The sequence below is a fragment of the Metabacillus sp. KH_069 genome, from assembly GCF_057838075.1.
Genome location: NZ_CM174460.1, coordinates 1,036,637 through 1,056,080, shown reverse-complemented (window position 1 = coordinate 1,056,080; position 19,444 = coordinate 1,036,637). Strand labels below are relative to the sequence as shown.

The following is a 19,444-nucleotide window of genomic DNA, read 5'->3' as shown; positions in this document are numbered from 1 at the left end:
GAATCTAGATTAAATATTGCATGAACAAAGTTGCCATGCCAAAATAAATAAGAATGGAAATAATATCATTAATCGTTGTAATAAAAGGGCCCGATGCCACCGCAGGGTCAACCTTCAGCCGGTGCATCACAAGCGGGACAAACGCCCCGGCGATTGTCGCAACAGTCAAGGTTGCTAGAATGGAGATGCCTACCAGAAGTCCTAAAAAGAAATCATGCTTCCAAAAATATACGACTCCAGTCACAAGAATTCCGCACACGGCACCATTGATAATTCCTGTACCAGCTTCTCTGGCAATAATTTTATAATTGCCGCCCTCTTCAAGATCTCCCATTGCAATTCTTCTGACAGCAACCGCAAGTGCCTGAGTTCCAGTATTCCCTGCCATCCCCGCAATCAGCGGAATAAATACAGCTAGAATGGCTACTTTATCAAGCGTTTCTTCAAACTGGCCTATTAAATTTGCGGTTAACATTCCTAGAAATAATAGAATGACCAGCCAAGGCAATCTTTTTTTAGCCGCTGACAGCGGCCCCCTGTCTATAGAATCCACATCTGATACCGCTGCAAGCTTTGAATAGTCGTCAGATGCTTCTTCATCGATAACATCGACGATATCATCAACCGTTATGATTCCCAAAAGATGATTCTGAAAATCAACTACAGGCAGAGCAAGGAAATTATAGTCTCTCATTTTTCTTGCTACATCTTCTTGATCTTCGCCGACGGATACAGAAAATACCCGTTCACTCATAATTTCGCCAATCATGAGATCATCGTCGCTGACGATTAAATCCCGCAGTGAGATTACGCCTACAAGATGTTTATCTTCATCGACGACATAAAGATAGTAAATGGTTTCTGCATCAGGAGCTTCATGCTTTAAAATATGCATGGCAGATTTAACGGTTTGATTGGCAATAATGGCAATGAATTCCGTCGTCATGATACTTCCTGCAGTGAATTCTTCGTAATGCAGGAGTTCACGGATTTCCTGTGCAGCTTCATCATCCATTATGGTCAGATAGCTTGCCACCTGATCTTTATTTAATTCATTAAGTACATCTACCGCATCATCCGCGTACATGTGCTCAAGCATCTGGGATGCAAAGCGCGGATCCATTTCGGATAGGTACATTTCGTAATTGTACTCTTCGTCTTCTATATTCTCAAAAAGAGCAGCCATTTCTTCAGGAGACAGGTAATGATAAAGCTTCGTCCGCTCCTCCTGCTCAAGCTTTACAAAAATTTTCGCCTGATCATATGGATGCTGCTCCAAAAACATGGAGCGAAACCCTTCAAAGTCTTCATTCTCCAAAGCTGTTACTAATTTCGCAGCTTCAATCTCCAGTTTTTCTCTTTCATCTGACATCAAGAGTCTCCTCCTTCCCCAACACGTTTCTATATTAAAGCCAAGACATCAAAATGTCATCAAATTGTGATACATTTTATGTACCTGCATAAAACATGCACGGCACTAGCGTTTGCGCTCTGTACAGACGTTTTTTCCTTGTGATAAGGTAGCATGTTTTGCGATGTTTTACAAATGAATCCTTTGCAAATTCATCAATTTTCGCTAAGATTGATAAAGTAAAACTTCAATCAGAGAAAGTTTATTCTCCGCTGTTTGTTTATTCAGAGTTGAAAAATTGATTTAATTCCATTATTAGTTTTTTTATAGAAAGGGATCCATTATGAACACAGATAAATCCCCACAGCAGCAGTTAGACTACACACTTATTTTTATCATGTTTTTAATGGCGCTGACCAGTGCCATTGCGATAAGCAGCGCCCAACCTACTCTACCCGAAAAATTGCAGAATATAAACTTTGCCTTTCTTCAGCTTAGATGGTACATCATCGGTATTATCGCAGTCATTGGAACAATGGTCATTGATTTTGACCGGTTCAAACAGCTCTCATGGTATTTATATGGATTTGGGATGGTTTTGCTATTAGGGCTTGAAGTCCTGCCGCCGCCGCTTGTAGAGCCGATTAAAGGCGCAACAAGCTGGTACACTCTCCCTGGTATAGGTAATTTCCAGCCTTCAGAACTTATGAAAATATTTATGATTATTGTCCTGAGCAAAATTATCACAGATCATCGCGAAAAATACGCCGCCAACACGGTCAGAGATGACTTGCTCCTGTTAGGTAAAGTATTTGCAGCAGCGGCACCTCCCATACTTCTGCTGATGAGACAGCCGGATACAGGGATGACAATGGTCTTTTGCGCCATTATCGGATCGTTAATTATTGTTTCAGGTGTTAAATGGAAACTCATTTTCAGTTTTATTTTATCCGGTGCCGGAATTGCCGCTATAGGCGTATTCATTTTTTTCACCTTTCCGGATTTCTTCAACAAGTACATTTTAGACACCAATTCTTACAAACTGGATCGTATTTATGGCTGGCTTAATCCATATGAATATTCAAGCGACATCGGATTTCAGCTGATCAAATCCCTTCTTGCCATCGGATCGGGTGAGCTTTACGGAAAAGGCTATCAGCAGCTTGAGGTTTATTTGCCTGAAGGTCACACAGATTTCATTTTCGCGATTATTTCTGAACAATTCGGATTTATCGGCGGCAGCATTGTGATTTCTCTTTTCTTCCTTCTCATCTACCGGATGATTCACATTGCACTTGAGAGCAACGATCCATTCGGAAGCTTCCTGTGCACAGGAGTCATTGGCATGATTACGTTTCAAGTGTTTCAAAACGTCGGCATGACTGTCGGCCTCCTGCCGATTACAGGACTGCCGCTTCCTTTTATCAGCTATGGGGGAAGTTCACTTGCAACCTATATGATTGCCATTGGCATTGTGTTAAATGTCAGATCTCGGACGAGAAAGTATATGTTTGATTAAGAAAAGCGGAACCTCATGGCCGAGGGGCCAGGAGGTGTTAGCTACACAGCAAAGGACAATCTCCATATTTACCATCATCTTAATGAAACCCGTTTATAAAAACGGGTTTTTTCTATTATCCTGAATTCTTTTCTTTCATTATTGGCACGATGAAAGTATATGATATTTTTGATTCTTTAAAGATATCTGCTATCATCTTAGAAAAAGAGACAAATGAGGACGGGTATAGATGAAAATTGATATTATCGGTGACATTCATGGCTGTTTTGATGAGTTTTACGAACTTACGGAAAAGCTCGGATATGCTTGGAAAAACGGGTATCCTGTGCACAGCAGCAGAAAACTTGCTTTCGTAGGAGATCTTGCAGACCGGGGACCACAATCTATAAAAGTAATTGAGACCGTTATTAAAATTACAGAAAATCAGGCAGGATACTACGTGCCTGGCAACCACTGCAATAAACTCTACCGCTACATGCTCGGAAACAAAGTCCAGGTTGCACATGGTTTAGAAACAACTGCCGCAGAACTTGAAGCGCTGGAAGAAGATGAGCGTAAACATATCTATCAAAGCTTCATGAAGCTCTATGATCAATCCCCTCTCTATCAGGTCCTAGACGCAGGCAGACTTGTCATTGCCCATGCAGGAATCCGGGCAGACTACATAGGTAAAACGCACAAAAAGGTAAAAGAATTTGTCCTGTACGGGGACATAACAGGCCAGACAAACCCTGACGGCACTCCTGTAAGAAGAGACTGGGCAAAGCTGTACAAAGGAAAACCGTTTATTGTCTACGGTCATACACCTGTGCGCGAAGCAAGATTTGTCGGCGATACAGTGAACATTGATACTGGAGCGGTATTTGGAGGCTATTTAACAGCACTCAGGTATCCTGAAAAAGAGGTTGTCTCAGTAAAATCATCCTTGCCTTATGACGAATCCAGGTTCCGCGAGATGGATGGAGGAGCATAATTTTTAGGACGAGAGTCAATCTATTTACGAAATCATCGATTTCTTTGAGGAAAATTCACTTGCGAAAAACACCGGATTTTTTCGCGAAAATCTAATTTGTTTGCGGAGCTGCCGATTTCTCTATGAGTACATAAAAACAGGGTTTTTCCCTTTTTTTGGCTGTCATTCGGACTAAAGCCTCTGTATGATTCTTCTATTTCATGAAAAAGTGTAATTAGAGGAATCAAAGTTCCTGTATGATTCCTCTTTTCCATGAAAGAGCGTGATTTGTGGAATCAAAATTCCTGTATGATTCCTCTTTTCCATGAAAAAGCGGGATTTGTGGAATCAAAACCACTGTTTGATTCCTCTTTTCCATGAAAGAGGGTGATTAGAGGAATCAAAACCACTCTATGATTCCTCTTTTCCATGAAAGAGCGTGACTAGTGGAATCAAAACCACTCTATGATTCCTCTTTTCCATGAAAGAGCGTGACTAGTGGAATCAAAACCACTCTATGATTCCTCTTTTCCATGAAAAAGCATAATTAGTGGAATCAAAGACCTTTTATGATTCCTCATTTCCATGAAACAGCGAAAATAGTGGAATCTTTGAGTACCTTAAACATGGATTTTACCCCTCTATACCCTACCGCCTGAATTTCGTTTCATTAACGTACTTTTTCTTTTTCATGGAGTACTCCAAATCTTGGTCAGTCCTCATACACAAACTAGTTTATACCATCATTTCTTTGCGAAAATCCCTTATATTCATATAGAAAAAAACTCATGCTGTAATCAGCATGAGTTTTTTCTGTTGATTACCGACTGGATATCATCCGGCAAGTCAATCTTGAAAGTCATTTCTTTTTCTAAAAAAGGATGAAAGAATGAGAGCTCGGCACTGTGCAACGCCTGCCTTGGAATAAGTAGATGACTGCCACCATATAGGCTGTCGCCGCATAGCGGATGGCCGATGTGCGCCATATGAACTCTTATTTGATGAGTTCTTCCCGTTTCAAGCTTCAAAGAAACGAGAGTGTTGCATTCCGAATACGCAATAACCTGGTAATGGGTTACAGCATGCTGGCCATCATCTCTCACGGTCCGTTCAATAATGCTGTCCTCTTTCCTGCCGATCGGAGCAGAAATGGTGCCCTGTTTCTCCTTCACTTCTCCTTCAACCAATGCAAAATAGGTCCGTTTGATTCCCCCCCGCTTTTGCTGGGATGAAAACAGGGAATGGGCAAAACGGTGCTTAGCAACAAGCATTAGCCCTGAAGTATCCTTATCAAGCCGGTTGACTATATGAATCGTTGCAGCGATCTCTTTTTCCCTGTAATAAAAAAGCAGCCCATTTGCGAGCGTCCCTCCAGGATGCTCGCGCGACGGAATGGCAGGAAGGTAAGGCGGCTTATTGATGACAAGACACCATTCATCTTCGTACACAATCTCAAAATCAACTTTTTCAGGAAGCAGACCTGCACTTGGCTTTTCTAAAGGAAAAATAACCTTGAGGACATCCCCTGCCCTAAGCTCGAAACGGACGGTTGCATGTTCATCATTGACTAAAATGCTTCCGCCTCCGAACTTGATATCTGTTAAAGCGCGCTTTGAAATATTCTTTTCCTTAAGATAATCCCGTATGAGCATGCCTGCTTCAGCAGCAGGGATTGTCCATGTTAATTGAAACGCGTTCACCACGATCTTCCTTTCAGAATCCTATTCGGAAATAAAAGAGTCTCGGACTCTCTTCCAGAATGGAAACGGCCTGAATCTCGCAAACCTGATTTTTTCATTGGCAACGCGGCATTGAATCGATTTTACATCCTTATGCAGAAGCGTCAAATGATCAATCGTGATTTGAAAATCAACATCATTTACAGGCTTTAGTAAACAAGTATGATGGTCCGGCAAAATTAGAGGCGATCCGACCGTTCTGAATACCCGGTTATTGATTGAGGCCATCTCGGCGACTTGAATAGCAGGAATGGATGGGTGCAAAATAGCTCCGCCAAGAGCCTTATTATATGCTGTACTGCCTGATGGTGTAGACATGCAGAGACCGTCGCCGCGGAAGGTTTCAAAAATCTGGCCCTTGATTTCAACATCCATGACAAGTGAGCCTTCAATCGCTTTCACAGTACATTCATTTAAGGCAAGGTAGCGGGCTTCCCGTCCGCCGTCATTATGTCTGATGATGACTTCAAGCAGCGGATATTCAACAACCTGATAAGGTGTTTTCGCAATCGCAATGACAAGCTTCTCAATTTCATCCGGAACCCAGTCGGCATAAAAACCGAGATGACCAGTATGCACTCCTACAAATGCCGTTTTATCAAGCCTGCTGCGGTAACGGTGAAAAGCATATAAAAGCGTGCCGTCTCCTCCGACTGAAATCACAATATCAGGTTTGTCCTCATCGTATTCAAGATGAAAATCCATTAAATAGGCTTTCATTTTATGCATTAGTGTATTTGAAACGGTATCTCCTTTAGATGTGACCGCAAATTTCATAACAGCATGCCCCTTTATTCATCATTTATCTTTCGTTTCTGTTTTCCGTGAAAAAATGACTTGTGCATCTCTTATTTCTCCGCGAATCTTTGACATCTCTTCATCTAAAAGAAAAGCTGCTTCCGCTGATCTTTTCAGCCTGATTTTAATGTCTTCGGGGAAATTCCCGCTGTATTTGTAGTTAAGAGAATGTTCAACGGTTGCCCAAAAATTCATCGCAAGCGTTCTGATTTGAATCTCCACCAGAATACTTTTTTCACCTGATACCGTTTGAACAGGATATTTGGCAACTACATGATAGGAGCGGTATCCGCTTGCTTTTTTCTGTGAAATATAATCACGTTCCTCAATGATTTCAAAATCATTCCGCTGTCTGAGCATGTCGACGACAAGTTTTATATCATCTACAAACTGGCACATCATACGGATGCCCGCTATGTCCTGCATTTCAGTCTCAAGAGCATCTAAGGAAATATCTTTGCGCCTTGCTTTATCAAGAATACTTGCAATCGGCTTTACTCTTCCTGTTACAAATTCAATCGGAGAATGGCTTCCTTCTAGTTCATATTGCGATCTTGTCCCTCTGAGCTTCACTTTCAGCTCATCAACCGCCTGGTGATACGGTGCTAAAAAAACTTCCCATTTTCTGCCGATCATAGCCTTCCCCCTCGTCATAAGAAAAGCGCAAGCGCCCGTTCAGCTCCTAGGAATCCTGCAAAAAGTCCGTGTTTGATTTATTGCGGATTTGTTCTTGCCTGGGAGTCGGGCAGCTCCGCTTGCCATCAATACTCAAACTTTTTTTATAAATAAACAACATGCTTTTTTATGTATTAGTCATTTAAGCCAAATGTCTCAACGACTTTCTTTTCCATTTCTTCGCCATAGTTTGCATTATCTTTGATATTTTCTAGCAGATAGGATAGTTCTTCATGGATATCTGTCAGTTCAATCGTTATACCATTTACATTAAGATCTATAAGAATTTCGCTGTCTAATGCCGTTTTCAGCTGCGGCCAAACCGCTTCCGGCAAATTGGTATAGATAAAGTCTTCATGATGATCCATTATGTAAATAAACGCTAATTGATCGGAGTCAACCAGCACTTGGCCCGTTGCAGTCAAACCGCTTAAATCATCCTTTTCAAAGGGCTGCGCTTTTAGTATCATTCTTTCTTGATCAAGTACTGCTTCATTCACTTCAATTCTTTGTTTCATAAAAATCTCCTTCCAAATCAATTCCACGTCTATTTTATCATATTCCCCCTATGCATGATAAACATTGAAAACCGGATTTTTAATTGTAATAATAGAAGAGAAAAGCGGAATCGCCCCGTTTAGATCCGACAGACAGATAAGGATCCGGCAGAAAAGGCGCTTTTTGCCTTTGCTGGCGGATCCGTTCTGGCCGAGGATCTGGGCGATGGAGCTAGACAATGTGTGAAGCTGAAATCCCCCATCAGCTCCGACAGACAGATAAGAATCCGGCAGAATATTGGACGATGGAGCTGAACATAAATCACGCAATCATTTGTACTTTTTATCTGATAACCGAAAGGAATTCCATAACATGACCCAGGAAATTGAAATTGAATATAAGAATCTGCTTACGAAAGAAGAGTTTTCCCGGCTGGCTAATTTTTTTCATATCGCTGATCATGACTTCAAACACCAGGACAATCACTATTTTGATACGCCTGAATTTGATCTTAAAGAGCGCGGAGCTGCCCTTCGCATTCGCTTTAAAAACGGCAGGTACGTCCTTACATTAAAAGAACCTGCACCTGTCGGCCTGCTTGAAACTCACCAGGAAATCACGGCAGAGCAAGCGTCAGAGCTTATTTCATCAGCTTCTTCACTTCCAAAAGGCAAAGTTTTAGAACAGATTCACTCACTCGGAATTCATTCTGAAAACATTTCCTTCTTTGGAACTTTATCCACAAATCGAGCAGAGAAAACCTATAAAAATGGGTTAATTGTTCTTGATCACAGCCGATATATAAATAAAGAGGATTATGAAATTGAATATGAAGTCTTGGATGCAGAAGAAGGCCTGCTTGCTTTCCGCGAGCTGCTCGCTTCCCTGCAGATTCCTCTGCGCAAAACACCAAACAAAATTAAACGTTTTTATGATCATAAACGTGAGATCGATAATGAGAAGGAGCTTTAAGAGTGGAAATTAATCATATGAAAGCAATGATGCAGCTTCAGGCTTTACGCAGCCTGTCCCAAACGGATACAGATGATGCTGCTGAGTCCTCTTCTGTCTCCATGTTCAAAGAGATTTTCCAGTCTTATGTTGATGGACAGACAGATGATGTCCTGCCCCAAGTTAAGCAAGCAGCCGTCCCTTTGACAATGACGCCGTCAAATGTAAATGTTCGAATTGCCTCTTCTGGAGTGCGAGACAGCAAGGAAATTGACAGCATCATTTCTAATATGGCAGCTAAATACAGCGTGGATGAAAAACTGATAAGAGCTGTCATTTCCCAAGAGTCCAGCTTTAACCCTAATGCAAGGAGTGCAGCAGGGGCTGCGGGACTTATGCAGCTGATGCCAAAAACGGCTCAGTCCCTTGGTGTCATGGATTCTTTTGATCCCGCTCAGAATATAGAAGGCGGAACAAAGTATTTAAAGCAGATGCTCACGAAATACAACGGCGAAATACCACTTGCACTTGCAGCCTATAACGCAGGGCCGGGAAACGTAGATAAGTACGGCGGCATTCCTCCGTTTAAAGAAACCCAAAACTATGTACAGAAAATTACTGCTTCTTATTTTGCTTAAAAAAAGAGCCGATTCAAAAGCGGTTAACGCTTTGAATCGGTTCTTTTTTCATTTCATAGAACACATGTCAGGACATATACTAAGAAAAGCGCAAGCGCACATTTAGCGCAGGCATGACAGATCAGGATCCGTCAGTAAAGGCGATTTTTGCCAATACTTTCGGATCCGTTCTGGCCGAGGGAGCCAGACATCGAAGCGCAACATTTTATCCTTTCTTATCTTATAAAAAAGCACCTATCGCCTAAATTCATTTTGGCTTATATAATAAGAACATACTAATACAACTTATCTTTGAAAGCAGTTTGTTTGAGCAATGGCAGGTCAATTGTTACAATAAGCTTATCAATCAATAAAGGAGATCACAGGCATGGCTGATCAATTTGCAACACCATATGAAGCGATTGGGGAAGATGCACTTTCGCAGCTGGTTGATGCCTTCTATCATAGAGTGCACAAGCATCCTCTGCTCTCTCCGATTTTTCCTGATGATTTGTCGGAAACAGCTAGAAAACAAAAACAATTTTTAACTCAATACTTAGGCGGACCGTCTTTATATACAGAAGAACATGGACATCCTATGCTTCGGGCAAGACATTTGCCCTTTCAAATTACGCAAGCAAGAGCCGAGGCGTGGCTATCCTGCATGGATGAAGCGATGGATGAATTAGAGATTGATGAACGATTTCGGGTATGGTTTTTTGAACGGCTGGAACTGACAGCCCAGCACATGGTGAACACCCCAGATGAAAAACATAATTCTGAGGGAGCTTCGCAATGATGATTCAGCACAGTGAGAATCAAAAATCCGCTCCATTTTTCTCTCACTGTCAAGGCAATTCAAAAAAACCGCTCGAAATCTATATGTTCATCGATCCTCTCTGCCCTGACTGCTGGGCACTTGAACCGATCATCAAAAAACTGCTGATTGAATATGGAAGATTTTTCACCTTAAAACCTATCATCAGCGGACGAATTAAAACGCTCAACCAGATGAAACGGAAAAATCCGGCTAATCTTGCTCAGGCGTGGGAAAAAACAGCCAGTTTAACAGGGATGTCCTGTGATGGAATTCTCAAGTCTGAAAGTTCAATTTCATCTCCATTTGCAGCTTCGCTTGCGATAAAATCGGCAGAGCTGCAAGGACGAAAAGCAGGAATACGCTATTTGCGCAAGCTTCAGGAAGTCTTATTTCTTCAAACAAAGAATATTACAGAAGAAAAAGTTCTTGTCGAAATAGCAAAAGAAGTCGGTCTTGATACGGAGGAGTTTGTAAAGGACCTTCATTCCGCCAGTGCCGCTAAAGCGCTGCAATGCGATTTGAAAATTTCTGCTGAAATGGACGTTCAGGAAAATCCTACACTCACCTTCTTTAATCAGAATGTCGACCAGGAAGGGCTGAAAATCAGCGGATATTATCCGTATGAAATGTATGTAGGCATCTTATCCGAAATGCTTGGCGACGTTCCAAAGCCATCGCAGGCTCCGCCGCTTGAAATCTTTTTAAGCTACTTTCAATTTGTTGCTACAGCAGAGATTGCATCCGTTTATAATTTGACGGCAGAAGATGCGGAAAAAGAAATGAAAAAGTATTTGCTTGCTCAAAAGGTTGAGCGCGTACCGGTGAAGCATGGTACGTTCTGGAGATACATTGGATAAAAGAAAGAGATCCGGTACAGGGAATTGTACCGGATCTCTTTCTTTTTCAATTGAAAACGTTTACTTTCTTATTCTTAAAAAGACTCCGCACGGGTAATACGGAGTCTTCTGTATGTCTTAACGACAACAAAGGGGATGGGAGAAATTTTTCACGGTCAAACAAAGGGGTAAATGTTTGTTTGTGATTAATTTCACATCTATAATATATCAGATATTGTCGACTTATGACAACCCATAGGATTTCATTTCACAAATTTGTCACAAACATAAATACAGGATGTCTTTCATATTTTTTAGAAAGGACAAACAAGGAGGATCTCATATTGAAAAGCAGCCTTCCCCTGATTATCAGTACCGTTCTGCTGATTATTAGTTTCTTTCTTAATATACTCGGATTAATGGAGATGTTTCCATTGCTGATATCTTCTCCGCTTTTGTTTATAGCGATTTTCGTGACACTTTATTTAGTGAATCACCGGAAAACATTTAAGGGGTTTTGAAGCTGGTTTAACAACAGCATAGCAGTGTCTAAACTTTTGATCAGCTCTTTCCAGCAAATTTTTTGTTGTTATTAGCTCTCGCAGACGCACCCGCTTTTCTCCTTTGAAGAAACAAAAAAAAGAATGCAGCCCCGCACGGCTGCATTCTTCTTATTTACTCTGACAAAAGCTGTTCCATCTCATTCAGCTTCTCTTCAAATACCTTCAATGCTTCTTCGATCGGCTGGGGTGATGTCATATCCACGCCGGCTTTTTTCAATACTTCAATCGGATAATCCGAGCTTCCTGATTTCAGGAACTCCAGATAGCGGTCGACCGCAGGCTTTCCTTCTTCAAGGATCTGCTTGCTGAGTGCAGTTGCCGCACTGAAACCAGTAGCATACTGGTACACGTAATAGTTGTAGTAGAAGTGAGGAATTCTTGCCCATTCCAGGCCAATTTCCTCATCGACTGCCAAGTGTTCTCCGAAGTATTTTTTGTTCAGATCATAATATAGCTTCGTTAATAGATCCGGCGTCAGCGGTTCGCCTTCCTGCGCTTTTTTATGAATGGTATGTTCGTATTCAGCAAACATTGTTTGACGGAACACTGTGCCTCTGAATCCTTCTAGATAATGATTCAATAGATACAGCTGTTTTTTCTTATCATCGATCGTTTTCAGCAAATAGTCATTCAGCAATGCTTCATTGCATGTAGAAGCTACCTCTGCTACGAAGATTGAATAATGGCCATATTGATAAGGCTGAGATTTTCTTGTGTAATAACTGTGCACTGAGTGGCCGAATTCGTGAGCCAGTGTAAAGAGATTATTCACATTATCCTGCCAGTTCATGAGGATATAAGGGTTTGTGCCGTATGTTCCTGATGAATAGGCACCGCTTCTTTTTCCTTTGTTTTCATGAACATCGACCCAGCGGTTTTCAAAGCCTTCATTTAAGATTGCCAAGTAATCTTCACCAAGCGGAGCAAGCCCTTTAAGCAAATAGTCTTTTGCATCAGCATATGGGATTTTCATTTTCACGTCTTTCACTAGCGGTGTGAAAAGATCGTACATATGGAGTTCATCAAGGCCGAGCACTTTTTTGCGGAGCTCAATGTACTTATGAAGCAGGTGGAGATTATCGTTGACCGTTTTAACGAGATTCTCATAGACTTCTTCAGGAATATTATTATTGCTGAGAGCAGCTTCGCGTGCTGATTGATAATTTCTTACCGTTGCGTAGAAGTTATCTTTTTTAACCGCTCCGCTAAGAGTGCTTGCAAATGTGTTCTTGTATTTATCATACGTGCTGTATACAGCTTTAAACGCATCCTGTCTTACTCTGCGGTCTTCGCTTTCTAAAAAGCGGATATAGCGGCCGTGGGTTACTTCTACCTCTTCGCCGTCCTCATCTTTTATAGAAGGAAATTCAAGATCTGCATTATTCAGCATGCCAAATGTATTGCTTGATGATCCCAATACATCTGAAGCCTGCGCCAGCAGGGCTTCCTGCTCTGCAGATAATACGTGCGGGCGCTGGCGGTTAATTTCATCCAGCGTATGACCGTATACCTTAAGCTCTTCTTTTTCATTTAAGAAGCTTTTGATTTTTGTTTCGTCCATGGATAAAATCTCTGGAATGATGTAGGATGAAACACTGCTTGCCTGTGTGTACAGATTTGAAGCACGGTCATTTAAACCCTGGTAGTGGGAATCTCCTGTGTCCTGGTCATATCTCATGTGGGCATATGTATAAAGCTTTCCTAACCTTTCCATGACAGCATCCTGATATGTAAGTGCTTCTAGAAAAGCATCTGCTGATTCTCCAAGCTTGCCCTTGAATTCACCAATTTTAGGCAAGGCAGCTTTCACATCTTTAAACTCTGCTTCCCAGGCTTCATCATTTTTAAAAATATCCTCTAGTCTCCATGTATCTTCAACAGCGATATCACTTCGTTTAGGCAATGTTTTTACGGCTGTTTGTTCTGCCATAATTATCTAAATCCCCCTTTAAACATGATTACCCCAATAATATTCTATATTTTCTTGCAAATCAATCTAAGAGTCTTGCTATTTTCCCTGCATATCAGACAAGTCCTGACGGCTGTCGACATCCTTCTCTACATTTTCGCGCATCGACTTCGTCATCAGCCATGCAATGGCTCCTGTGCTGACAGCTGTCAAAGTATAATCAAACAGATTGCTTTTCCTTCTTTTTTTATAAAACATCTTCATTCCTCCATTCGTAATCTCTCTTCCATAGGTTGCTTCGTCCTTCCGCTGTTCATTCAAATCATTTAGATTGAGCAAATAGCTCTATAACCATCTCATCTTTTTTTAATAAATCAGCAGATGAACTCTGCCATGTGATTTCTCTCTGTTTGACATATTTGTTTTTATGAACACGCTGAAGCATACCCATGTGTGATAATGTCTCTAAATATTCATGGATTGGTGCACTAATTGGAAGCTTTTTTAAATGAGAAAGTTCACGTACTTTAATGGATGAGTCCTTCCTTATTTCCCTGGTCACTTCTTCAAGAGTAAAAACCGTATATTTCTGAACTTGATCTATGAACAATAGAATCTTGGTTTGCCAGAAGTAGATGCGGGAATCAAACAGATAGCCCGTATTCATTGGAAGAAAAGCTTCAGGAGGAAGGTGGGATAGTGGAATATGCTTCTTTTCATAAAGTTCTTTCTGAAGCAAAATCAGCTCAGGCGGAAGATGGATGGCCGGTTTTAATCGGTGTGATTTGATGAGATGAATCCATTTTGATAGATGAGGTTTAATGGAGTTTGATTTTGGACATTGAAGATCAGAAATAGACGTTTGATTTAGAGGCACATATCTTGGAATGGCGAAGAAGATTTGTTTTGAAAAAGGAATGAGATGTTCCAGTATGAGGAATACCTGCATTTCAGAGCAGTAAGTGAAGATACATGGCGGATCAAGCGGAGTTTCGCCTGTTCTTGTAAACAGCCATTGAAACGGAGAGATGCGAAAGGTGTGACTGCTTAATCTTGCAGTTTTTTTAGCGCCTAATATCCACATAGCCTCAATACCGGCTTGTTTATAGCGGCTGGTTCGTTTTGATATAAGAGCAGCAGGAATGACTGAACATTGATATTCAATAGCTGTGTACCTATTTCTATCCTTAAAGAGAACATCGGGACGCTGCGAGATACTTGGCAGGTACTGTTCAAGCTTGGCACTTAGTACACCTTGTCCCCGCAGCCATTTAAACAGCTGGAGCTTTCCATTGAGGTGGTACTCGCTTTCAGGCTCTGTTTCTATTGTGCACGCTTTATTTTTTTGATGTGCAAAATGAGGAACTTTAATGCTGCCAATCTTTAAATCAAGCGGATTTTCACACACAGGACAGTAGAATGTTTCTTCCCTTCTTACTTGCATGAGAATCGTTGCATCCCATTGCTTGTCCCAAAGATTCATCATCGTTCCTTTGCCGTTTTTGGCAATTAACATAGCTTTGCATCAGCTCCTATCTTATAATTGTCTTCTTCATTATATAAAAGTTTTCCTTATTAAGGAATAAAAAAAGACACGCCGCGTACTCTCATCGGCATGTCTTTTCTTATTAAAGCAGAGGTGAAAGCAGTCTGGACATTGATTCATAAAGCTTATGCCTGAAAGGACGCTTATTAAATTCATCCATGATAATTTCATGAGATACTTTAAGATCACGCTCATACTCATCGACAAGCTTTTGTGTGCTTCTTGTCCGGTAAAGAAAGGCATTTACTTCAAAATTCAAATGGAAGCTTCTCATATCCATATTTGCTGTTCCTATAGATGCAAGTTCATAATCAACAATCACGATTTTGCTGTGCATAAAGCCTTCTTCATACTCGTAAATTTTCACACCCGCTTCAAGCAGTTCCAGGAAATATGACCTTGAGGCATAAAAGACGATCTTTTTATCAGGCCGCTTTGGCACAAGCAGCCTCACATCCACACCGCTTAATGCAGCTACCTTTAAGGCTGAAAGAATATCTTCATCAGGCACAAAATAAGGCGAGGCAATCCAGATGGAATCTTTGGCAGAAGTAATCATCGAGAAGAACAGATTCTTAATGACTTCCCATTTATTATCAGGTCCTCCGGCGATTATCTGTACACCGCCTTCATGCTCTTCAAGCTGAACAGATGGAGTCATATATTCCTTCTTAACAATATTTTCGCCGGTCATGTAATACCAATCCTGAAGAAAAATCATTTGCAGCGTGCGGACAGCTTCGCCCCACACCATTAAATGAGTGTCACGCCAAAATCCGAAATATTCATCCTTGCCCAAGTATTCATCACCGACATTGAGGCCTCCGACAAACCCGACTGTTCCATCGATGACGATGATTTTTCTATGATTGCGGAAATTGACTTTGTTATTCAAAAAGGGCATTTTCACTGGTAAGAATGAAACAACATCAATGCCTGCCTGCTGCATTTCTTTAATGTACGTCTTTGATAATTTCCAGCTTCCGACCGAATCATATAAAAAGCGAACCTCTACGCCTTCTTTTGCTTTCTTAATCAAAGCATCTTTTAATTTGCTGCCAACTTCATCGTGTCTGACTATATAATATTCAAGGTGAATGTGATGCTTGGCCTTCTCTATTTCACCGAAAATATGACCAAATGTCTCATTTCCATTCGTCAATGCTTTCGTTCTTGTAGCGAAAGAGATAGGGGTATGTCCAAGGCGGTGGGCAAGATTAAAAAGCATTTGCTGATGGTCGCCCATTAAATCAATTCTGTCCTCATAAGTCGATTGATTGCCTTCAATTTCAAACATGATTTTTTCATCAACCAGCGCTTTTCGGTCAAATAGCTTCTTTTTTCTCACATTGCGGCCAAATACAAGGTAAAACAAAAAGCCGATCAGCGGAAAACTTCCAAGGACAACAAGCCATGTAATGGTTTGAGACGGTTTGCGGTTTTCAAGGAATATGACAAATCCAATAAAAATAATTGAAAAAGTAAAAAGAACAGTTGTAGCAGTAATCATCCATTCACTTGAAATACTGCCCGTAAAATTTTGAATGATGTAGATGAAAAAACCAATAATAATGGCAAATAAGAGCACTCGAACCGTATTTTTCATGTTTTACCCCTGACTTTTATAATGGTTCTATTATAATATTAATGCTTAAAAAAGCCGACTTCACCTGCATGAAATCGGCATTTTTTCCTGTTTAGCTAAAATGTTTCTTAACAACGTCAAGAGCTTCATCCGCAATAATTTCCTTGCCGTATTCTGTGACGCGGTGAATCGTCATGCGCGATTCTTGTCCATACTCGAGTATGATACTAAGCATATTCTCAATGTCTTCATCTGAGTGCTGCTCATCAAACTCTACAAACAGATAGTAGTTTTTATCCAGTGAGTACAGTGAATTGACAAAGCCGCTCACAGGAACATGGGCTAAAGCAATAATATGTTCAAAATCATTAAATTTTATCAAGAATTGCAGCTGCTGTTCTTCTTCCTCAGCGGAACCGTCCGATTTGTCATCAAGATCATCATTAAAGTGCTGATCAAGAATAGACTCGATGTTTTCATCGACCGGCAGCTCCTTCATTTTATCCTCTGACAATGGAAGCTCAATCTTCTGACCGTCTTTTGAAAGCTGAGCTCTTGTGACAATGACTTCTAACCCCTTATCAAGAGCCTGAACCTGAATCCACAGCGGTCCTTCCACCATGAAGTCTTCCTCATCGTGGACTTCATCCATCATTTCCCAAAAAAGCTCTTCACTTCTTTCGCGGTTGTACCAGATTTCATCTCTGTCAAAACCGCGTTCTTCTATATCAAGATATGAAATATAAAACTTTACGGTATATTCATTAATACGTTCTATCTCCATCTTTACAACCTTCCCTTCTATATATGATGTTGAAGGGACAACTAAACCCCTAAATAAGTTGCACTTTTCTACACTTTACCCAAATCAGCAGCTATTTAATCGTCAGCGCAACGCATCATTAGCTTATAAAACTTGTCTTGAAAATAAGACTTGCCTTTCAAGATTCTTGTACTCCTATTTTATGATAAAACAGCTCCGAATGAAATAAAAAAACCTTGATTTTACAAAAACAGTTATTTACCTATATAGAATGGCTCATAAATCAAAGTTCTCTTCATATATATGGTACGAGCAGTCTATAACAGGGAAAGAGGTACTTAAATGGAACAGGAATTTCTCATGTCTTTGATTATGATTATCGGCATTGATTTGCTCCTTGGAGGAGATAACGCGATCGTTATTGCAATGGCAAGCCGAAATCTTCCTCCTAAACAGCGGAAAAAAGCAGTTATTTTAGGAACGGTCTTCGCAATCGGGGTTCGCATCATACTTACGTCCGTAGCCGTCTACTTGTTCCAGATTCCTTTTGTACAGCTGATTGGCGGAATCCTGCTCCTCTACATCGCGTATCATTTAATTGTAGGAACGCAGGAAAAGGAAGGAGAAATTAAGAGTCATCATTCATTGAGAAAAGCCGTTCAGACTATTGTACTTGCTGATATGCTGATGGGAATGGATAATGTCATTGCAGTTGCGGGGGCGGCTAACGGCCAGACCTTTCTCGTCGTCATTGGCCTGCTAATCTCAATTCCGATTATGATTTGGGGCAGCAATCTTATTCTTAAAATTTTAGACAAATATCCTGCCCTCATTTATATCGGAGGAGGAATGCTTGCTTATACTGCAGGGAAAATGATCATACATGAACACAAGCTCGCACCAATCTTCCATACTCATCCAAGCATGGGTGTTATGCTCCCTTATTTGCTCATTTTATTTTTAATCCTGGCAGGCATGATTTATCAGCGCATCGAAAAAAACGAAAACCTTCCTTAATTGATAAGGAAGGTTTTCTATGGGTTATGATTCATTAACTGAAATTCACTAAACGCTGTGCTTCACGCAGCTGATATGTGCGAACTTTTCTAGGCAAGAATCGTCTGATTTCGTCTTCATTGTACCCGACCTGCAAGCGCTTTTCATCAATGATGATAGGGCGTCTGAGTAAGCCTGGGTGCTCCTGAATCAGATCATAAAGATCTTGAAGCGGCATTGTTTCAACGTTCACGTTCAATTTTTGAAAAATATTCGAACGGGTTGAAATAATTTCATCCGTTCCATCTTCAGTCATGCGCAAGATTTCTTTAATCTCATCAACTGACAATGGCTCAGAAAAAATGTTGCGTTCTGTATATGCTATTTCATGTTCTTCTAACCATGCTTTCGCTTTACGACAAGAAGTACAGCTTGGTGATGTATATAACGTTACCATAAACCTTTCACTCCTTTTTGTGTAAAATGAGCAGACTGCTTATATTAGTAAGTATTACTTTGTGTTTAAATTGAAATGACTACAATTAAGTAATATCTATAACGAATTATACTATAGAAAAGTAAGTAAGTATATACTTTTTAAATACAAATGTTTGACAAAACAGTTACAATTCCGTAAAAAATCGACGGATATTATTTACTATTTAATCAAACATGCTCTAAAATCCTGTTCTTTCAGGTTCATTCATCCTTTAAGATGAGGTCATCTGATTCTCAATTAATCCAGGCTATCGAAAATATCCTTCTGCTTATCCTGATCCTGCATGGATAATACTTCCTGGACATCCTGATATTCTTTTCCATAAATTTCTTTATCTTTGTAAGTATGAATCATTAAGTATGTTTTTTTCATGGCTTCATATATTAATTCTTCAGAAGCATCCTCAGGGGACCAATAAAGAATTTCCATTGCATTCACTTCGTTTGTAGCAAGCGACTTTCTTCTGTATCCAATTGATTTTGCATGCTGAAACCCTTCTCGCTGATAGAACTTTAAGCGCTTGCCCGTATCAAGAATATCTTCATCCACGGGTTCCACCTCTAAAATAATCGGTTTTCCGATCTCTTTTAAATTTGAAATCAGCTTATGGCCAAGGCCTTGCCCTCTTGCTTTTTTCGATACAAACAAGTAGTCAATAAAGATGAAATCTTCTAATTCAGCATACATAAGAACATGATGTTCTCCTTCATCTTTATGATAAATATCACCCCGCTCTTTCAAGAGAGTTTCGATATGTTCTTTAGACTTCATTTCCTCAATAGGAAAATATTGATTTAACTTCTCATACCAGTTCATTGACCCGCTCC

20 protein-coding genes are annotated in these 19,444 nt (G+C 40.5%); 8 read left to right on the top strand and 12 right to left on the bottom strand.

Annotated elements, in window-relative coordinates; genetic code table 11:
• Nucleotides 1-4: 4 nt before the first annotated feature.
• The gene (gene mgtE / locus AC3ISE_RS05265; RefSeq protein ID WP_489223322.1) at nucleotides 5-1,372 is read right to left on the bottom strand and encodes a magnesium transporter; all 1,368 of its coding nucleotides are present in this window, start codon (nucleotides 1,370-1,372) and stop codon (nucleotides 5-7) included.
• 322 nt (nucleotides 1,373-1,694) lie between these two features.
• On the opposite strand from mgtE, the gene AC3ISE_RS05260 reads away from it, so the two are divergent.
• A complete protein-coding gene (locus AC3ISE_RS05260; protein WP_489223321.1) occupies nucleotides 1,695-2,870 on the top strand; it encodes an FtsW/RodA/SpoVE family cell cycle protein in 1,176 nt (391 codons plus the stop codon).
• Between the two features lie 229 nt (nucleotides 2,871-3,099).
• Nucleotides 3,100-3,843 (top strand): bis(5'-nucleosyl)-tetraphosphatase PrpE, encoded by a 744-nt coding sequence (gene prpE / locus AC3ISE_RS05255; RefSeq protein ID WP_489223320.1) that lies wholly within the window; start codon nucleotides 3,100-3,102, stop codon nucleotides 3,841-3,843.
• 776 nt (nucleotides 3,844-4,619) lie between these two features.
• Here prpE and AC3ISE_RS05250 read toward each other — a convergent pair.
• The 4 genes from AC3ISE_RS05250 to AC3ISE_RS05235 all read right to left on the bottom strand — a co-directional run bounded on the left by AC3ISE_RS05250 (nucleotide 4,620) and on the right by AC3ISE_RS05235 (nucleotide 7,552).
• A complete protein-coding gene (locus AC3ISE_RS05250; RefSeq protein WP_489223319.1) occupies nucleotides 4,620-5,522 on the bottom strand; it encodes an RluA family pseudouridine synthase in 903 nt (300 codons plus the stop codon).
• A gap of 21 nt (nucleotides 5,523-5,543) precedes the next feature.
• Complete coding sequence (locus AC3ISE_RS05245; RefSeq protein WP_070879169.1) at nucleotides 5,544-6,338, bottom strand: NAD kinase; 795 nt, start codon at nucleotides 6,336-6,338, stop codon at nucleotides 5,544-5,546.
• A gap of 21 nt (nucleotides 6,339-6,359) precedes the next feature.
• Nucleotides 6,360-6,995, bottom strand: a complete 636-nt coding sequence (gene yjbM / locus AC3ISE_RS05240) for a GTP diphosphokinase (RefSeq protein WP_165970963.1) — start codon at nucleotides 6,993-6,995, stop codon at nucleotides 6,360-6,362.
• A 173-nt stretch (nucleotides 6,996-7,168) separates the two neighbouring features.
• Nucleotides 7,169-7,552 carry a UPF0738 family protein gene (locus AC3ISE_RS05235; RefSeq protein ID WP_489223318.1) on the bottom strand — a complete coding sequence of 128 codons (384 nt, stop codon included), beginning with the start codon at nucleotides 7,550-7,552 and terminating at the stop codon, nucleotides 7,169-7,171.
• 352 nt (nucleotides 7,553-7,904) lie between these two features.
• On the opposite strand from AC3ISE_RS05235, the gene AC3ISE_RS05230 reads away from it, so the two are divergent.
• The 5 genes from AC3ISE_RS05230 (at nucleotide 7,905) to AC3ISE_RS05210 (ending at nucleotide 11,277) form a co-directional block, all read left to right on the top strand.
• Nucleotides 7,905-8,504 (top strand): CYTH domain-containing protein, encoded by a 600-nt coding sequence (locus AC3ISE_RS05230; RefSeq protein ID WP_489223317.1) that lies wholly within the window; start codon nucleotides 7,905-7,907, stop codon nucleotides 8,502-8,504.
• A 2-nt stretch (nucleotides 8,505-8,506) separates the two neighbouring features.
• Nucleotides 8,507-9,121, top strand: a complete 615-nt coding sequence (locus AC3ISE_RS05225) for a lytic transglycosylase domain-containing protein (protein WP_489223316.1) — start codon at nucleotides 8,507-8,509, stop codon at nucleotides 9,119-9,121.
• A gap of 367 nt (nucleotides 9,122-9,488) precedes the next feature.
• Entirely contained in the window at nucleotides 9,489-9,899 is a 411-nt protein-coding gene (locus tag AC3ISE_RS05220; RefSeq protein WP_489223315.1) for a globin domain-containing protein, read from the top strand.
• Complete coding sequence (locus AC3ISE_RS05215; RefSeq protein ID WP_309190773.1) at nucleotides 9,896-10,777, top strand: ClpXP adapter SpxH family protein; 882 nt, start codon at nucleotides 9,896-9,898, stop codon at nucleotides 10,775-10,777. The genes AC3ISE_RS05220 and AC3ISE_RS05215 overlap by 4 nt, the downstream gene beginning before the upstream one ends.
• 341 nt (nucleotides 10,778-11,118) lie before the next feature.
• A complete protein-coding gene (locus AC3ISE_RS05210) occupies nucleotides 11,119-11,277 on the top strand; it encodes a hypothetical protein (protein WP_489224269.1) in 159 nt (52 codons plus the stop codon).
• Between the two features lie 154 nt (nucleotides 11,278-11,431).
• On the opposite strand, the gene pepF is transcribed toward AC3ISE_RS05210, so the two are convergent.
• The 5 genes from pepF to mecA all read right to left on the bottom strand — a co-directional run bounded on the left by pepF (nucleotide 11,432) and on the right by mecA (nucleotide 17,143).
• Nucleotides 11,432-13,249 carry an oligoendopeptidase F gene (gene pepF / locus AC3ISE_RS05205; protein WP_489223314.1) on the bottom strand — a complete coding sequence of 606 codons (1,818 nt, stop codon included), beginning with the start codon at nucleotides 13,247-13,249 and terminating at the stop codon, nucleotides 11,432-11,434.
• 78 nt (nucleotides 13,250-13,327) lie between these two features.
• Entirely contained in the window at nucleotides 13,328-13,486 is a 159-nt protein-coding gene (locus tag AC3ISE_RS05200) for a hypothetical protein (protein ID WP_489223313.1), read from the bottom strand.
• 64 nt (nucleotides 13,487-13,550) lie between these two features.
• Nucleotides 13,551-14,744, bottom strand: coding sequence for a competence protein CoiA (locus AC3ISE_RS05195; RefSeq protein WP_489223312.1), 1,194 nt, complete (start codon nucleotides 14,742-14,744; stop codon nucleotides 13,551-13,553).
• Nucleotides 14,745-14,856: 112 nt separating this feature from the next.
• Nucleotides 14,857-16,380 carry a cardiolipin synthase gene (cls, locus tag AC3ISE_RS05190; protein ID WP_489223311.1) on the bottom strand — a complete coding sequence of 508 codons (1,524 nt, stop codon included), beginning with the start codon at nucleotides 16,378-16,380 and terminating at the stop codon, nucleotides 14,857-14,859.
• 91 nt (nucleotides 16,381-16,471) lie between these two features.
• Entirely contained in the window at nucleotides 16,472-17,143 is a 672-nt protein-coding gene (gene mecA / locus AC3ISE_RS05185; RefSeq protein ID WP_489223310.1) for an adaptor protein MecA, read from the bottom strand.
• 321 nt (nucleotides 17,144-17,464) lie between these two features.
• Between mecA and AC3ISE_RS05180 the strand changes: the two genes are divergently transcribed.
• On the top strand, nucleotides 17,465-18,139 hold the full coding sequence (locus AC3ISE_RS05180; protein WP_489223309.1) for a TerC family protein: 675 nt from the start codon (nucleotides 17,465-17,467) through the stop codon (nucleotides 18,137-18,139).
• Nucleotides 18,140-18,173: 34 nt separating this feature from the next.
• Here AC3ISE_RS05180 and spxA read toward each other — a convergent pair whose 3' ends face one another.
• A complete protein-coding gene (spxA, locus tag AC3ISE_RS05175; RefSeq protein WP_489223308.1) occupies nucleotides 18,174-18,575 on the bottom strand; it encodes a transcriptional regulator SpxA in 402 nt (133 codons plus the stop codon).
• 279 nt (nucleotides 18,576-18,854) lie between these two features.
• Nucleotides 18,855-19,433 carry a GNAT family N-acetyltransferase gene (locus AC3ISE_RS05170; protein WP_070879182.1) on the bottom strand — a complete coding sequence of 193 codons (579 nt, stop codon included), beginning with the start codon at nucleotides 19,431-19,433 and terminating at the stop codon, nucleotides 18,855-18,857.
• Nucleotides 19,434-19,444 lie beyond the last annotated feature (11 nt).

What these genes read in the sequence shown, in the direction of transcription:
- yjbM (WP_165970963.1), bottom strand. Translation starts at nt 6,995, where the DNA reads ATGATCGGCAGAAAATGGGAAGTTTTTTTAGCACCGTATCACCAGGCG.
- cls (WP_489223311.1), bottom strand. Translation starts at nt 16,380, where the DNA reads ATGAAAAATACGGTTCGAGTGCTCTTATTTGCCATTATTATTGGTTTT.
- prpE (WP_489223320.1), top strand. Translation starts at nt 3,100, where the DNA reads ATGAAAATTGATATTATCGGTGACATTCATGGCTGTTTTGATGAGTTT.
- AC3ISE_RS05220 (WP_489223315.1), top strand. Translation starts at nt 9,489, where the DNA reads ATGGCTGATCAATTTGCAACACCATATGAAGCGATTGGGGAAGATGCA.
- mecA (WP_489223310.1), bottom strand. Translation starts at nt 17,143, where the DNA reads ATGGAGATAGAACGTATTAATGAATATACCGTAAAGTTTTATATTTCA.
- pepF (WP_489223314.1), bottom strand. Translation starts at nt 13,249, where the DNA reads ATGGCAGAACAAACAGCCGTAAAAACATTGCCTAAACGAAGTGATATC.
- AC3ISE_RS05245 (WP_070879169.1), bottom strand. Translation starts at nt 6,338, where the DNA reads ATGAAATTTGCGGTCACATCTAAAGGAGATACCGTTTCAAATACACTA.
- spxA (WP_489223308.1), bottom strand. Translation starts at nt 18,575, where the DNA reads ATGGTAACGTTATATACATCACCAAGCTGTACTTCTTGTCGTAAAGCG.
- AC3ISE_RS05230 (WP_489223317.1), top strand. Translation starts at nt 7,905, where the DNA reads ATGACCCAGGAAATTGAAATTGAATATAAGAATCTGCTTACGAAAGAA.
- AC3ISE_RS05170 (WP_070879182.1), bottom strand. Translation starts at nt 19,433, where the DNA reads ATGAACTGGTATGAGAAGTTAAATCAATATTTTCCTATTGAGGAAATG.
- AC3ISE_RS05200 (WP_489223313.1), bottom strand. Translation starts at nt 13,486, where the DNA reads ATGTTTTATAAAAAAAGAAGGAAAAGCAATCTGTTTGATTATACTTTG.
- AC3ISE_RS05215 (WP_309190773.1), top strand. Translation starts at nt 9,896, where the DNA reads ATGATGATTCAGCACAGTGAGAATCAAAAATCCGCTCCATTTTTCTCT.
- mgtE (WP_489223322.1), bottom strand. Translation starts at nt 1,372, where the DNA reads ATGTCAGATGAAAGAGAAAAACTGGAGATTGAAGCTGCGAAATTAGTA.
- AC3ISE_RS05180 (WP_489223309.1), top strand. Translation starts at nt 17,465, where the DNA reads ATGGAACAGGAATTTCTCATGTCTTTGATTATGATTATCGGCATTGAT.
- AC3ISE_RS05235 (WP_489223318.1), bottom strand. Translation starts at nt 7,552, where the DNA reads ATGAAACAAAGAATTGAAGTGAATGAAGCAGTACTTGATCAAGAAAGA.
- AC3ISE_RS05195 (WP_489223312.1), bottom strand. Translation starts at nt 14,744, where the DNA reads ATGTTAATTGCCAAAAACGGCAAAGGAACGATGATGAATCTTTGGGAC.
- AC3ISE_RS05260 (WP_489223321.1), top strand. Translation starts at nt 1,695, where the DNA reads ATGAACACAGATAAATCCCCACAGCAGCAGTTAGACTACACACTTATT.